The 14,204-nt window shown below is 41.3% G+C and carries 13 protein-coding genes; 8 read left to right on the forward strand and 5 right to left on the reverse strand.

The features are described 5' to 3' along the window. Positions 1–29: 29 nt before the first annotated feature. Complete coding sequence (locus ACYVFA_RS19075; protein WP_460473447.1) at positions 30–1,250, reverse strand: phage major capsid protein; 1,221 nt, start codon at positions 1,248–1,250, stop codon at positions 30–32. Positions 1,251–1,543: 293 nt separating this feature from the next. Continuing rightward, entirely contained in the window at positions 1,544–2,290 is a 747-nt protein-coding gene (locus tag ACYVFA_RS19080) for an HK97 family phage prohead protease (RefSeq protein WP_460473448.1), read from the reverse strand. Between the two features lie 108 nt (positions 2,291–2,398). On the opposite strand from ACYVFA_RS19080, the gene ACYVFA_RS19085 reads away from it, so the two are divergent. After that, positions 2,399–2,587, forward strand: a complete 189-nt coding sequence (locus tag ACYVFA_RS19085; RefSeq protein ID WP_460473449.1) for a hypothetical protein — start codon at positions 2,399–2,401, stop codon at positions 2,585–2,587. A gap of 141 nt (positions 2,588–2,728) precedes the next feature. Beyond that, a complete protein-coding gene (locus ACYVFA_RS19090; protein ID WP_460473450.1) occupies positions 2,729–4,057 on the forward strand; it encodes a DUF4041 domain-containing protein in 1,329 nt (442 codons plus the stop codon). 309 nt (positions 4,058–4,366) lie between these two features. Here ACYVFA_RS19090 and ACYVFA_RS19095 read toward each other — a convergent pair whose 3' ends face one another. After that, positions 4,367–4,864 carry a hypothetical protein gene (locus ACYVFA_RS19095; RefSeq protein ID WP_460473451.1) on the reverse strand — a complete coding sequence of 166 codons (498 nt, stop codon included), beginning with the start codon at positions 4,862–4,864 and terminating at the stop codon, positions 4,367–4,369. 617 nt (positions 4,865–5,481) lie between these two features. On the opposite strand from ACYVFA_RS19095, the gene ACYVFA_RS19100 reads away from it, so the two are divergent. From ACYVFA_RS19100 to ACYVFA_RS19115, 4 genes are all read left to right on the forward strand, one after another. Further along, positions 5,482–6,612 (forward strand): tail fiber domain-containing protein, encoded by a 1,131-nt coding sequence (locus ACYVFA_RS19100; RefSeq protein WP_460473452.1) that lies wholly within the window; start codon positions 5,482–5,484, stop codon positions 6,610–6,612. A gap of 223 nt (positions 6,613–6,835) precedes the next feature. Further along, positions 6,836–8,182, forward strand: a complete 1,347-nt coding sequence (locus tag ACYVFA_RS19105) for a hypothetical protein (protein WP_460473453.1) — start codon at positions 6,836–6,838, stop codon at positions 8,180–8,182. Between the two features lie 491 nt (positions 8,183–8,673). Continuing rightward, on the forward strand, positions 8,674–9,063 hold the full coding sequence (locus tag ACYVFA_RS19110; protein ID WP_460473454.1) for a hypothetical protein: 390 nt from the start codon (positions 8,674–8,676) through the stop codon (positions 9,061–9,063). A gap of 1 nt (position 9,064) precedes the next feature. Beyond that, positions 9,065–9,628, forward strand: a complete 564-nt coding sequence (locus ACYVFA_RS19115) for a hypothetical protein (protein ID WP_460473455.1) — start codon at positions 9,065–9,067, stop codon at positions 9,626–9,628. Between the two features lie 156 nt (positions 9,629–9,784). Here the strand turns inward: ACYVFA_RS19115 and ACYVFA_RS19120 are convergent, their stop codons facing one another. Beyond that, positions 9,785–10,207: a response regulator gene (locus ACYVFA_RS19120; RefSeq protein WP_460473456.1), complete on the reverse strand. Its 423-nt coding sequence runs from the start codon at positions 10,205–10,207 to the stop codon at positions 9,785–9,787. A 130-nt stretch (positions 10,208–10,337) separates the two neighbouring features. Continuing rightward, a complete protein-coding gene (bla, locus tag ACYVFA_RS19125) occupies positions 10,338–11,072 on the reverse strand; it encodes an MBL fold metallo-hydrolase (protein WP_460473457.1) in 735 nt (244 codons plus the stop codon). Between the two features lie 188 nt (positions 11,073–11,260). Here bla and ACYVFA_RS19130 point away from each other — a divergent pair, with 188 nt between their 5' ends. Both ACYVFA_RS19130 and ACYVFA_RS19135 read left to right on the forward strand, forming a co-directional pair. After that, entirely contained in the window at positions 11,261–12,970 is a 1,710-nt protein-coding gene (locus tag ACYVFA_RS19130) for a tail fiber domain-containing protein (protein ID WP_460473458.1), read from the forward strand. A gap of 93 nt (positions 12,971–13,063) precedes the next feature. Then, positions 13,064–14,204 (forward strand): hypothetical protein (locus ACYVFA_RS19135; protein WP_460473459.1); only part of this gene is annotated, 1,141 nt, incomplete at its 3' end.

The following is a 14,204-nucleotide window of genomic DNA, read 5'->3' on the forward strand; positions in this document are numbered from 1 at the left end:
CAGTTGGGGAGGGCTAGGGTGGGGTTTCGTTACCCTACCTTATTCAGCGCCGCAACCGCTGCCGCGAAACTTCCTTTTACTAAAACCTGCGTATCATTGCCGCTAACGAACTGCACTAAACGTTGCTCGACCAGAATGGTTTTTTTGTTGTTGATGAAGTCATCGCCCGACAAACCAATCTGTACCGTTAAGCCCTCGCGGTAGAGTACATTCACTACCGACATATCGCCACCTACGAATTCACCAGAGGCAATGGCTGTGGTTGGGATAATCTCCAGACCACTGATCACTACGCGGCCTGTGCCGGCTACTTCGTATTCTTTCCAGATCGGGTGTCCGTCGGTATCTTTGATTAGCTGGATTTTTGCCCAGTCCGCCGAGTTTACGAATAGGGCATTGCCGATACCATAGGCCAGCTCTACCTGCAAGGCGATTGCTCTGATAACATCCAGCTCATTAGCCATCGGGATTTGTGCGGCCAGGTCTCCGGCGCTGAAAGGAGTGGCATAGTGTGTCAGGCCGTATAGGTTATCATCGGCGCCATCTCCGTCAATCAACTGGTCTTCTGTTTTTACAGATAGACGCTTGGCCATGTTGTTCTGAATGTAGGAGATTAGCTGTGGTAAATCGGCCAGCATTTCGGTAGTTACTTTGCCATAAACCGCAATTTTGCGTACTTCGGCGATTTTCTCTACGTATTTGACCGATACTCTGGTTTTGGTTTCACCCTCGGCAATGAATACCGGCACTCCTTGTTCGTCGGTTTCTTCTACCCATAAGGCGCGAGGGGCACCGATGGTACCGGGAGCGGCTACGCTCAGGTAACGCTCTTCACGCTGACGGATTTTGGAGATTTGTCCGGTATTCTGCACGAGTGAATATTGGGTAGCACCTGCGCCAATGGTGTTGGCTGTTGTCAGATCAACTGCGGCTTTAGTGCCTACCTGAAAAACCAAAGGCTCTGTCTGGCGGCCGTTTGCTTTCACAATTGCCTCGATTTCGGTCTTTTTGGCTTTGGCGGCGCTCCAGAGTGCATCTTCCAGCGATACATAATTGCTGGCTTTGGTCTGTGTCTGGCCGTTGATTTTTGCTGATAAATCGTCGTTCTGTGCCGATAGCATTTCAATGAGCTGACGTTGCTCGGCTATCTCTTTTTTGGTGGCGGTGGCGGGGTCTAAAGAGATACCCCGTAGTCGTTCGTCAATTAATCCGCCAATTTCTTTTACTGCTGCTTCTGAAAGTTGAGCCATTTGAGTGTTGTGTGTTGTATTGGTTAATTTGGATTCAGGGAATAATTGCATATTAAAAAATGCCAGAATTGATAGTAATATTTGGCTAAAGCCAATAGGATTTTCTTTACTTGTTACCCCCCAATTCCATTGCGGATTTAAAATGGGGTCTATTGAATGGTTTATTTTGTCAATTGCCTCCTGCTTTAGCTGGAGGTTTGATAAATTGTTGACGTCCTATTGGCTTTAGCCAAATTATTGCAGGTATAGGCAAATTTTGAAACAATATTTATTCCCAGAAACCAAATAACCTATTAATTATCAAATAAAAACGCATCAATTTCCTGCCTGACAGATAACGGCTTAGTGGGTGCGGGAGCGCCCGGCTGAGTGTTGGTGTGCAGGGTTTTGAACTGACTGATTTTGTCTTCGAGGTTTTGTGTGGTAAACAGCAAATCCTGCTCCGACAGATTTTTTCTGAGGTTGTATCTGAGTGCCGAGAGGTCGGCTATTATCTCATTGTATAATAGCTGCGGATTCTCCTGATAGGCGGTTTGTACGGCAGCCGTTTTTACGGCGAGGGTCGGGGTTTCGGGATTGGCGCCCCAAAGTACCACCGAACCCTCTAATAGCTTTACTTCCGAGATTTCGCGATGGGTGTCGAAATCTTGAAATTTGATGGGGATTATACCCACGCTATGCTGATTGAAATAGCCGCGTTTGTATTTGGAATAATTGAGCATCTCGATAGGGTCTGACTCATCGAAACGAGTGATGCCGATGAGCTGAGAGCCTTCTACATATAAATCCTGTAGCTTACCGACAATGCTGTCGGTGCGCCAGATATGGTCTTTGAGGTGGTATATTTTTGAGCTACGGCTTTTTGGGCCGTTCTCGGCGATGGTCTTGGTATAGGCCCCGCTGAGGATGACTTCGTTGTCGAAATCAATCATATCGAGGGTACTGAAAACCACCTTGACGGTCTTATCGGCCTCTCCGAAATCGACGGATGCGCTGATGGCTTTAGTGTACATTTTAGTCGGCAGCTGTTGTGTGTGCATGGCTGAAAGTATGATATTTTAACTTTGCGACAGCTAAATTATGGCAATAAAAAGTAAGAAACTAACTTGCAACACCAATCCACACATAACAACACGATAATGCACTTTATGACACTTTCAGAAAATTCGGTAGTAAGAGTAAAAGACGTACAGGAGCTATTTCAATGCTCAGAGCGCACCGCCAAAATCAAAATGCGCCAGGTGCGGGAGGCTTTAGGCAAGCCTGTTAATAAAGATGGAAAGAAGGGCGGCGGGGCTATTACCTTGAAGCAGGTTAAGGGGGTTTTTGGGTTGTAGGGGGTAAATGTACCGTTTAATAGAATTATTTGATTTTTTTCAAAAGAATTTCTTTATTTATCCAGTCCTGAAATAGGTTTATACAAACCTATTTCAGGACTGGATATTATTTTTAAGAATTGTTAACTTGAATATATTATTATGGCGCTGCTTGATTTTTTAAAACGTAAAGAACTTGCTGAAATCTCTGAACTTAAGAAGAAATTAGAACGGTATAGCAATCTGATAAGTATAGAGGATGAGGTTTCTAACAAAAAGAAAGAGTTTGATTCTGTACAATCAGAAATAAATACCTTAAATGTTGATTATAAAAGTTTTAGAGATATTTATGCAAAACTTAAGAAAGAAATAAGTCTTTATGAATCTAGACTTGAAATGTCTGAATTTGGGCTTTATCAACCAGAATACGATTTTGAAAAATCAGAAGATTATAGAATTGAACAAGCTAAAATTATTGAACAACAAAAGCAGCTCATTAAGGAGGATACTGCTGCCATATGCACTACAAGCTGGACAGTCGAAAATAGTAAAGCTAAAGGGGTTGCAATGGTCAATAGATATAAAAAATTGATGCTTAGGGCTTTCAATGGCGAATGTGATTCTTTTGTTTCTAAAGTAAAATGGAACAACATTGAGCAAATGAAACAAAGAACACAAAAGTCTTTCGATGCTATTAATAAGTTAGGTGAATCAACTCATGTACATATAAATAAAAAATATTTAGCCTTAAAAGAAAAAGAACTTGTTTTGGAACATGAATATCATCTTAAAAGGCAAAAAGAAAAAGAAGAAATGCGTGCTATCCAAGAAGAGCTAAGAGAAGAAGAAAAAGCGAGAAGAGAATTTGAGCAAGCACAAAAAGAGGCAGAAAAAGCTGAAGCTAACTATCAAAAAGCGCTACATAAGGCATATCAGGAAATCATGTTAGTTACCGGAGACAAACAAAGGCAGCTACAAGAAAAAATTGATAAACTCGAATCAGAACTTTTTGAGGCTCAAGAGAAAAAAGAAAGAGCAATTTCAATGGCTCAGCAAACAAAAAGAGGGTATGTTTATATAATCTCCAATATTGGTTCTTTTGGAGAGAGTGTATATAAAATCGGAATGACAAGAAGACTAGAGCCAATGGATAGAGTTAGAGAATTAGGAGATGCCTCAGTTCCTTTCTTATTTGATGTACATGCAATGATATATTCTGATGAAGCAAGAACTTTAGAATATGAACTACATAAGGCTTTTTCTGAGAAAAAAGTAAATATGCTTAATTATAGGAGGGAATTTTTTAGGGTAACACTTGAGGAAATTGAGGCTAAAATTAAAGAACTAGGGTTTGATGCAGAATTTACATTACTACCAGAGGCAATGGAGTATAGAGAAACTCTTGCGCTATTAGAAAAAATGAAAAGCAAAACAGGAATGAAAACAGTTGAAGATTTAGTTAAAGAAGAGTTCCCTGATATTTTGGTGTAAATGTTGTTTTTGCAGAGTTTCAAGTATAAACAGCAAAAGAATTAGGCGAGGTAACTGCCTTAGCTTAGTTTGGCAAGAGCTGTCACTGACCCTCCTCGAAATAGACGATTTTTACCTCCTCAAAGACCCTTGCGGCAGAGTCCCCTTGATAGGTATAGGCTAGCGCACACGGGAGACTCTGCCGAAACCTCAAATGCAGTTTTGGGTAGTATTGGTGGGGCGCTTTCGTAAAATATAGGCCCTAGCGGCAGAGTCCCCTTGCCTGGTATAGGCTCACGCACACGGGAGACTCTGCCGAAACCGCCAGACTTAATGCGGTAATTTCAACTCAGTTGCTATGCAATTGGCAGAGTTTTGTATGCCATCGTACCAGTCGCTCCAATTAGATTTTTTTTCTAGTGAATACTCAAATCTATTATCGTCACCTAGCTTAACATAACTCATAGGCTTTGTTAAAAACGGGAAATCCTGTTTATTAATCGGGCATTCAATCAAAAGGCCAAAAGTATTTTCCTGGTTTATCTTGCAGGTAAACTGTCTGAGCTCTTCGTCTTTCGCTAATAGCTTTAGTTCAAGGCTTTCTAAAGATGCTTTTTTGGGATAATTAATGAGAAACGCAGTTTTCAGCATATAGACCGTATCTTTTACACTCATAATTGCAAAAAATTCATGTATACTCTTCTTTATTTCCAGATTTTTGATGGTTGTTGTTTTATCGACCACGCTTTTAGTAGTCATGAATTTACACTGAGCAAATGAAGCGGAAGAAACGGATAGCACAAGCAAAAAACATAAAATCTTTTTCATACAACAGGTTTCTGGATAAGTAAATGATGGTAGCCAGACAAAGATTCATAAAATTGCTGAATTACACAAAGCCAATTTATTATATGGTTTAATATTTGTTGGATATTATCGTGATTTGGCCTAGACTGGGCGTCCCCTTACCAAGAAAATAGAATCATTGGATATGCCAGAGCATGAAAAACAGAAGTTGAATGGAGTCTTGAATACCATTTGCCAATAACCTGATTTTTGAAAAATAAATCCCCTTGCAGCATGAGGCTGAGAGCCTGATCTTTTTGAGCGAAGTTTTTCTGGTTTTGTTTGTTAATATTTTGATTATCAGTGTATTGAATGGCTTTGTGAAAGCCATAATGTTTTGTTGCTGACCTCCGTTTTTATGGGTGTGCCGGGGTTGTATAAATAAGTTTATTTTTCTGGTCAAAAATCTTTGGAAATTAGTTATATTTGACTAGTTAATTACTAGCCTGTTATGACCATGAAAAAACACCTGCTTCTGCTATTTATTGCTGCTTCCATTTCGCATATCACCAGTTCATCATAAACCGCTGTGAAGCTATAAAACCGGCCAGCCGGAACCATCTTTATTTATAATCAAACAATCTAACAATTTATTTTTTATGAAAAAACAACTTCTGATGCTGGGTCTGATTACAGGCTCAATTCATTTTACTTATGCACAATCTGCTACTGTGCTTCCACAATCTTCTGATTTCTTTAACCATTCTAATGAGGAAGATGCCTATGCCCTGAAAGGGACTATCACTAATTATGTGGGTGGGGCAAATTCTAAAGGCGTGTGGGGGCATAGTAGTAGTTTTAGTCAGAATGGTGCGGGGGTGTATGGCTCGCATGTTTCGAGTGGTATTGGGGTGAAAGGGGAGTCGCCGTATGGTACGGGCGTATATGGGACAACAACCAGCGGTACGGCTATTTCGGCTAATGGCGTAAGCGGGCTGGGGCTTTATAGCATATCCAACGGGAATGTTGCCGGGAGATTTCAGATACTAAATCCTGATAACGGTTATGCTGTTGTTGAAATATCTACCCAGGGAAATGGTGCGGGAATAGACGCTACCCTATTCGGGTCAGGGCCGGGAGCATTTTTCAGAAAAGTGAATACTAATGGGAATGGAGCAGGTCTGGTTGTGCAGAAAACCAATGGTTATCTGGGTAGCTATACGGCAGAGCCTAATGTCGAACTTGAAGTGAGGCATGCAGCAGGGACTTTTGGTATGACCGGCTTGAGAATAATGAATACAAATGAGAACTACTATGCCTGGACATTGCATACGAATGGTATTGACGGAGCTTTGTTTTTATATGCCAAGAATGAGAAGCGAGGCTCATTTAATGCTTCTACTGGTGCTTATACGGCTACATCAGATGTACGTCTGAAAAAGAATATCAGCAATTATGCGGGTACGCTGAAAAATATCATGAAAATTGATGTAAAGGCTTATCAGCTATTGAATTCGGATAAAACGGAAGTGGGTCTGATGGCGCAACAAACGATGCAGTATTTTCCGGAAATTGTTTATAGTAATAAAGATGAGCGGGGCGAACAATATTATAGCATGGATTATTCAAGGATTGGCGTGCTGGCCATCAAGGCGATTCAGGAACAGCAAACGATTATTGTGAAGCAACAGAGAGAAATCAATAGCCTGAAAGAGCAGGTAAAAGCGATTGATACGTTGAAAGCTGAAATGGAGGAATTGAAGAGGTTGGTGAAAGGGGGGAAAAGATAATCAGATAGTTTATAAGAAGTAAATAACAGAAAGTCTGGTTGTGAAAGCACAATCGGGCTTTTGTTTTTTCAGCTACAAACCAAGGGTATTTTACCATTTAATAAATAATTGGCGCTCTTTTTGCCATTTCGGGAGCTTCAATTGCATGAGGGTATCCAATGTTTTATATTTATTAGTTGAATACACCCTGTTATTTAAACCAATCAAACCTTTTTTTCAAATCATGAGAAAAATCTTTATTCTTTTGCTTTTCGTTGTACATATAAGCCTTGGGCAATCAATAACTATTTCACCGACAGACCCTTCGCACTTGAGTATTGTTAAAACCGCCGGAACTGCCAAACTAAGTTTAACGGGGCAATCAGTAGGTGGCTTAGGCTCAAATATTAGTGGCAATACGCTTATTAGTCTGCAAAGCGCTGGTGGTTTTGGTAACCCGTCGACCAATGAAATAAGTTTTAATGATGAGTATTTAATCAGGTATTACAATAGTAACACAGGATTCTCCGGATCGAGCTCTTTCGGGATTTATCAAAGTTCTAATCGTATTCTTTATCATAATGGCTCTGCACTGGAATTGGTACCGGTCAGGGTTCAAGGTGCTACTGCTGATATAGCTGTTTTTAATAATACGAATGCATTAGCCTCGAATGTGAATAACTCTGTTTATTTTAAAACAGGTGATTATTATACCGGAATCCTCAGAACAATTGGTATAGATAATACCTCGGCACGTTTAGGCTTTTTTACAGGTGCTAATAATTCACTCCTTGAGAGATTTTCAATAACCAATACCGGATTAGTGGGGATTGGTTTAACGAGTCCGAATCAATTATTAGATGTGAATGGCAGAGTCAGAATCCGGCATAATGGCGTTACAGCAGGTATCTGGATGAGCAATAGTACGAATGGATTAACTGATGCCGACGGTGCCTTTTACGGCAACAAAAGCGATACTGAGACGGGTATCTGGGTTGGCAATGGCTGGCGCTTCTGGGTAAATGGAGCGGGTAATGCAACGGTTTCAGGGCTTGCCGGAACTGGTACAAGAAGTGTATATGCCGATGCCAGTGGAATGCTGACTACCACAGCCCCGGTAGCAGAACCTAAGACTTATTATTCAGGAATTGGCTCTGCTTCTTTTAAAGCACTCAACAATAATAGTGGCACTTTTGTGGCCGAAAATCTCAATGGTATAGGCTATATGTCGGCGGGTTCAACAGATAGACTTATTGCCAACTTCAATCTGCCTACGGGTGCAAGAATTACTGAAATAACCTTATATTATCTCAATATGGATAATACGAAAAGATTCTCAGTTTTTGCCAATAAAAGCGGCTATAATGCTTCGTTCAGTTCTGAAATTGTCTATGACTTTACTTCTCAAATTTCGGAGAGTAACACGGCAATTAAAAGTCAGGTTTTTCCTGTAGAATTTTTAAAGAGCTATATTGATAATGAAATTTACATTTATTCCATCCGAATTTCAGTACAAACCACAGAAGGAGCAAACAGTACATGGTCGAATAATATGGGTATCAAAGGCATAAAAATTACCTATACTTTGTGATTTGAACCAATGGCATTTGTTTAAAGCAGACGTAAATGTCTGCTTTTTATTTGTGATTAAGGCCTGTTCCAATATATCAGTAATAGAATAAGAATAAATGGAAGGATGGACAGCCCAATAAATAATAAGTACTTTTTCCAATGAAAAATATCTTTTCTGAAAAGGTCGAATATGAAAAAGTAGTAGGCATTGTAGAGCATAAAAAAGACAATAAGAATTAGGAGTTCTATAGCAAAGAAATCATTTGATTCATCACTATAATAGATGGTATAAACCCAGCGTCCAAACAGGCTATCGATGATTAGAATGGGTGCCAGAAAAATGAGCTTTATCATTTTGTGTGAATGAAGGGTATGTGTTTAACGATACTTGTATATTCAGTTAAAACAAAGATAGAAATTTGTCATTTAAATGTAGGCAAGTGATTTATTCCGGCAGATATTCGATAAATTTGTAGGAGGGCAATTACAAGAAACTATATCGAAAAGAAAATGCTTTTTGACGAACCATTGAATTATTATAGGCTGAATAAGCCTCCGACAAACAGGGAAAAGGTGATTGGGTTTTTAATTCTTGTTCCGGTATTTTGTTTAATATTCGGTGGAGTTCTCTATTTATTCAGGAGATATGATGCTTATGAAAGGGCTGAAATATTAAAGAATCCGGCGTATGCTATTGGGATAATTGTGGATAAAGACCGTAAAAGGATTTATATTGAATATTCTGCAAATAAAGAGGTTTATACTCATGTTGAGCACATTTCGAGGGGAAGTTATAAAAAGTATAAAATCGGAGACGAAATTTTATTGGTTTATAATCGGCTGGATCCACCTCAAGTAATGCTTAAGAAAGATTTTAGTGATAGTGAATTAAGCAAGTGAGATGAAAAGAATAATCGTTTTTTTGTTGGTGTGCCTTGTTTATTCCAGTGGATTGTATGCGCAGGTTATCTCTGTTGGAGAATTTATGCGTCTTGCAGCATGTGAAAACGCTGATTGTTTTAATGCTGTTGCCGTAGAGAAAGGTTTTGCTTTGTTCAGGGTAAATAAAGATACATTGGGTTCTGCTTATTATCAGTATTTGAGGGGTGAAGTAGGAGAGATTAAGGAGCGCTTAACCGTGCCACCCGTGCAACGTCCGGCGCGTATTCGGACGAGTATAGCCAGCGACACAGTTGAGACACTTGAGGTATTTTTTGATAATACCAGTCAAAACAGGTTTTCTATGAAGTTTACTATTGCTGATAGAAAACAATATCAAGCGCTTTTGAGCGGGTTTCAAAAGTCGGGTTTTGACTCATTTAAGCTGTTTGATTTAAATGATATACGTCAGGCGCATTATTTTCATGAGAAAAAACGGTATCAATTGGTAGTGTCGGAGTATAAATCAGCTAAAAAAGTGGAGGGTGAATTGCGGAGGGTTTGTCAGTTTTCTTTGTTGAGATAGGTTGATATTGGTGAGGTTCTGGCATGCTTAACCGTGCCATATCTGGCTTTTTTTGGACGATTACGGAATATTTGACAGATCTTGGAGTGCTTAACCGTGGCACCCGTGCGACGTCCGGGCCTTTTACGGACGAGTATACTCGTGCCACGGTGGGAATTATGCTTTATTTGAATGTTTGCAGAGTAACCAATAGTCGAGAATGGTTCGGATGTTTTTCTTCATGACTGCAAAATCGGTACTCTTCTGCACGTAGCCCTGCACATTTAATTGCAGATAGGCTTCGTTCACCAGTTCGGCCTGGTCAGATGTGGTATAGAATACGAAGGGAATGCTTCGTTTTCTTAATCGTTCGTTGCCTTCTATTTCTCTTTTGAGCTCTATGCCCGTTTGTCGGGGCAGATTGATGTCGCAGAGAATCAGGAAAGGTATCTCGTTGGTACTGAAAAGATAGTCTCTGGCAGCCTCGCATTCGTTGAACCAGACAAGCGGGTGCGTTACTTCTAAGGCAGTGAAAGCATCCTGCAAGAAATCTTTATCATCAACGTCGTCTTCTATGAGTATGACTGGTCTGTTATGCATTGAATTTTATATGGTTGACATAACCTGTATAACCAATATACGGAAAAAAATGTTTTTCGAACAATAGTAAAAATATATTGAATAATTGATGAATACGTGCCTCATTTCGGAACTAAACACCTTAGCCGAACTAATGCTTATTCTTCTTCAATTTCTCGGCCATCATCAGCGTATGTGCTACTGATTTTGGGGTTGTGCCGTCGCTATGGGTGATGATTACGTATTTGGGTTGCGGGCATTTTTTCTGAACCTTTCTGATGGTGGTGGCATATTCGTTTTCGTTGGCATCGCCTAAATAGCCCAGGGTATCGTCATCAAGTCCTTTGACGAGGCAACCAGCGTAGAGGATTTTTTCTTTCTTAAACCAGACCACGATATTGTCTGCTGTATGTCCCTCGCCGGGATAATAGACTTCAAAAGCATATGGTCCGGCATGGAAGACCGTATCTTTTGTCATTAAAAACGCTGCTCTTTTCTTATTATTCTTTTTGCTCAATTGGTCTGTCAGTACAGTAGTATAAGTTTTTATGCCCTGTTTTGCATAATATTCCAGCCCTTCGGTTCTATCGCTATGAAAATGTGTGGCAATACATAAGTCTACTTTTTTATGGTGTCTTAATTGTATGCTATTCAGTAATGGCTGAAACTGGGTCGTATCCCAGGGTGTATCAAAGAGCACCACGCCCTTATTCGTGACCAGATACATTCCGCTGGCAGGAACCTGACTATCCTGATAGGTATTGTAGGTGGTGTAGATGTAGAAATCTCCTGAAAGGTGAGAGATTTTGAGTTTCGCATTTTCTGCCTGTCCGAAAACAGCTGTCAGCGAAAAAATGAAAGCGACTGTCAATACAATGGCACGCATGTTTTTTTTATAATTAGTTAAGCACTGTTGTGTAAAATTACTGCTTATGTAGTGATATGTGAAAGGTTTTGGGGTAAGTTATTTTTATTGTTGATATTATGGTAAGGAAATGACCACTCAGAAAGAAATCGCTGGTATGCTGTTCTGTAAATGATATATTTGATTCATCAGCATAAAATCAATCAATTATGAATAAACTACTGATAATCATCTTGTTAGTGATAAGTGTAAACAGGGTGCAGGCACAAAGCACTTCCATTACACCGGGGGCGGTTATCCCGCTCATGACCAGTGCCCAAAGGGCAGCCTATGCTTCACCCAATAATGGTACACTGGTGTTTGATACGGGCACACAGAGCTATTGGTTCAGGCAATCGGGGGCCTGGGTTGAATTGCCTAAGGGTGGAAGCACCGCCAATTACTGGCAGTTGACAGGTTTGGGAGGAAATGAAATCAAAAATACCAATTCGGGCGGATTCTGGTCTGCTAATCCGACAGGGCTCAGCACCTCTTCAGATGATACTTCTAATCCACCTACGGTTCCGGTAACTGGTGCTGGAACACGGCTGATGTGGATACCCAACAGATCGGCTTTCAGGGTGGGAACAGTCAGCAGTGGTAATGCCATAAGGTGGTCGGCCAATAGTGTGGGTTTATTTTCTTTTGCCTCTGGTTTTGATGTGCTGGCAAGTGGAAAATATGCTTTAGCTATGGGATATGCCGCAGAGGCAACAGGCCATTATTCTATTTCTATCGGAACGGTTTCATTGGCACGTGGGCTTAACTCTATTGCCATGGGGTATGCAGTTGGGGTAACAGGTGATTATGCAACAGCCATAGGAGTCGGCTCAAATGCGATAGGAGATTATTCGGTAGCCTTAGGATATAATACAGAAGCCAGCGGAGAGTATTCTACGGCGTTAGGCCGCAATTCAAAAGCGATAGGTGATTATTCTACGGCAGCAGGCAATAACACTACTGCAAACGGGACTTATTCAACCGCATTGGGCACCACTACGGTAGCCAATGGAAGTGGCTCTACCGCATCAGGGAATGGCTCAATAGCCGCTGGAGATGCCTCTACGGCCTCAGGATATAACTCAACCGCAGGTGGGTTTGGTTCTACTGCCTTAGGAAACGTTGTATCAGCCAGCGGGCATTATTCTACCGCATCGGGCGACCACGCAACGGCCAGTGGCCTGGCTTCTACGGCATTTGGGCAGGGGACTTTGGCGAGCGGGAGCATTTCTACGGCATTAGGGTTTGGTGCGGTAGCCAGCGGAGATTACTCAATGGCATTGGGATCTTATGTGAATACAAATGGAAAAAGAGGTGCTTTAATCATTGGAGATTCTGATCCGGCTGGCCAGGGGACAACTTTTAGTGGTTATAACCATGAGTTTATTGCCCGGTTTAATAATGGATATTATTTTATGACCAGCGGGAATGATATGGCTACCCGTACTGGTGTTTATATGGGTCATGGGCAAAGTGCCTGGAATGCCATCAGTGACTCGACCCGTAAGGAAAAAATCGTGTTGGCCGATGGTGAGGCGTTTTTATTGAAACTGCGGAATCTGAGATTAGGCTCATGGAATTATAAAAACCAGGGTGTTACGCCTGAGCGTTTTTATGGGCCAATGGCACAGGAAATTTTTACGGCTTTCGGTAAAGATAAATATGGTACTATAGGTAATGACACAACCGTAAGCACCCTGAATATGGACGGCTTGGCATTCATTTTTGCACAGGCTTTGGAGAAACGGACACAGGATTTGAAACAGGAGAATGAGCAATTGAAAGCGATAATTCAGAAACTGGATGCCCGGCTGGAAAATCTGGAGGCCATTTTACAGGATAAGAAACAATCTGTACAGACTGCCCGAGCCGACCGATAAATGTAGTGATTACAAGTTGTTTAGTTAAAAACTCTTCTGTATTATTGTTGTTCTTTAATGAAAGAAGAATTTTACTGACTCACTAAAAAGCACATGAAACGAATTTTTATCCTCACCCTTATCTTTACTATTTGCCAGAAGGTATCTGCCCAGAGCACAACTGTATTGCCGGGCTTAGTTCTACCACAAATGACAACCGCTCAGCGTACGGCGCTTAATAGCCCTGCCAACGGTACACTTATTTTTGATACCAATACACAATCTTACTGGTATCGGCAATCAGACACATGGCTTGAGCTACCTAAAGCTACTTATTGGCAGTTGTCGGGTGGGGCAGGTAACGAAATCAAAAATACGAATACGGGTGGTTTCTGGTCAAGTAATCCTGTCGGATTAGATTTATATGCGAGTAATACTACCAATCCGCCCACTGCTCCGGTAGAAGGAGCAGGCACCCGGCTGATGTGGATACCCGATAGGTCGGCTTTCAGAGCAGGTACAGTTACTGATACTAACGGAGCTACCTGGTCGGCTGCTAATATCGGCCTCTTTTCTTTTGCTACGGGTATTGATAACCAGGCCAGTGGTTATTATAGTGTATCAGCAGGGGCATTAAATAAAGCAACAGATTATGCCACTGTGGCTTTCGGATTCGCGACAGAAGCGAGCAATGTTGCAGCATTTGCCGTAGGAAATAGTACAAAAGCAAGCGGGCCTAGTTCAATAGCATCGGGTTATTTTACAACAGCCAGTGCTTTTGCTTCTACCGCTATGGGATACTCCACCACTGCCTCCGGGCTTGCTGCTTCGGCAATGGGTTATCAAACCACTGCCAGTGGTGATTATTCTACGGCTTTAGGAAGTAAAGTAAATACGAGTAATCAGAAAGGCGCCTTTCTGATTGGAGATTCTGACCCACTCAACAAAGGTACAACCACTATTGGTACACCAGACCAGTTTGTAAGCCGATTCAGCAATGGGTATTACCTCATGACCAGTGGCGATACCGACCGCACAGGCGCACAGATGTGGGGTGGCGAAAGTGCCTGGAGTGCTATCAGCGACTCGACTCGTAAAGAAAGAATTGTATTGGCCGATGGCGAAGCGTTTTTAATAAAACTAAGAGGATTGAGACTAGGTTCATGGAATTACAAAAAACAGGGCGCTCACCCACAGCGTTTTTATGGGCCAATGGCACAGGAAATTTTTACGGCTTTCGGTAAAGATAAATATG

Source organism: Emticicia fontis, from assembly GCF_054779675.1.

Coding starts and splice junctions, on each gene's coding strand:
- ACYVFA_RS19085 (WP_460473449.1), top strand. CDS start 2,399: ATGACACTTTCAGAAAATTCGGTAGTAAGAGTAAAAGACGTACAGGAG.
- ACYVFA_RS19075 (WP_460473447.1), bottom strand. CDS start 1,250: ATGGCTCAACTTTCAGAAGCAGCAGTAAAAGAAATTGGCGGATTAATT.
- ACYVFA_RS19080 (WP_460473448.1), bottom strand. CDS start 2,290: ATGCACACACAACAGCTGCCGACTAAAATGTACACTAAAGCCATCAGC.
- ACYVFA_RS19115 (WP_460473455.1), top strand. CDS start 9,065: ATGAAAAGAATAATCGTTTTTTTGTTGGTGTGCCTTGTTTATTCCAGT.
- ACYVFA_RS19090 (WP_460473450.1), top strand. CDS start 2,729: ATGGCGCTGCTTGATTTTTTAAAACGTAAAGAACTTGCTGAAATCTCT.
- ACYVFA_RS19100 (WP_460473452.1), top strand. CDS start 5,482: ATGAAAAAACAACTTCTGATGCTGGGTCTGATTACAGGCTCAATTCAT.
- bla (WP_460473457.1), bottom strand. CDS start 11,072: ATGCGTGCCATTGTATTGACAGTCGCTTTCATTTTTTCGCTGACAGCT.
- ACYVFA_RS19105 (WP_460473453.1), top strand. CDS start 6,836: ATGAGAAAAATCTTTATTCTTTTGCTTTTCGTTGTACATATAAGCCTT.
- ACYVFA_RS19130 (WP_460473458.1), top strand. CDS start 11,261: ATGAATAAACTACTGATAATCATCTTGTTAGTGATAAGTGTAAACAGG.
- ACYVFA_RS19120 (WP_460473456.1), bottom strand. CDS start 10,207: ATGCATAACAGACCAGTCATACTCATAGAAGACGACGTTGATGATAAA.
- ACYVFA_RS19095 (WP_460473451.1), bottom strand. CDS start 4,864: ATGAAAAAGATTTTATGTTTTTTGCTTGTGCTATCCGTTTCTTCCGCT.
- ACYVFA_RS19110 (WP_460473454.1), top strand. CDS start 8,674: ATGCTTTTTGACGAACCATTGAATTATTATAGGCTGAATAAGCCTCCG.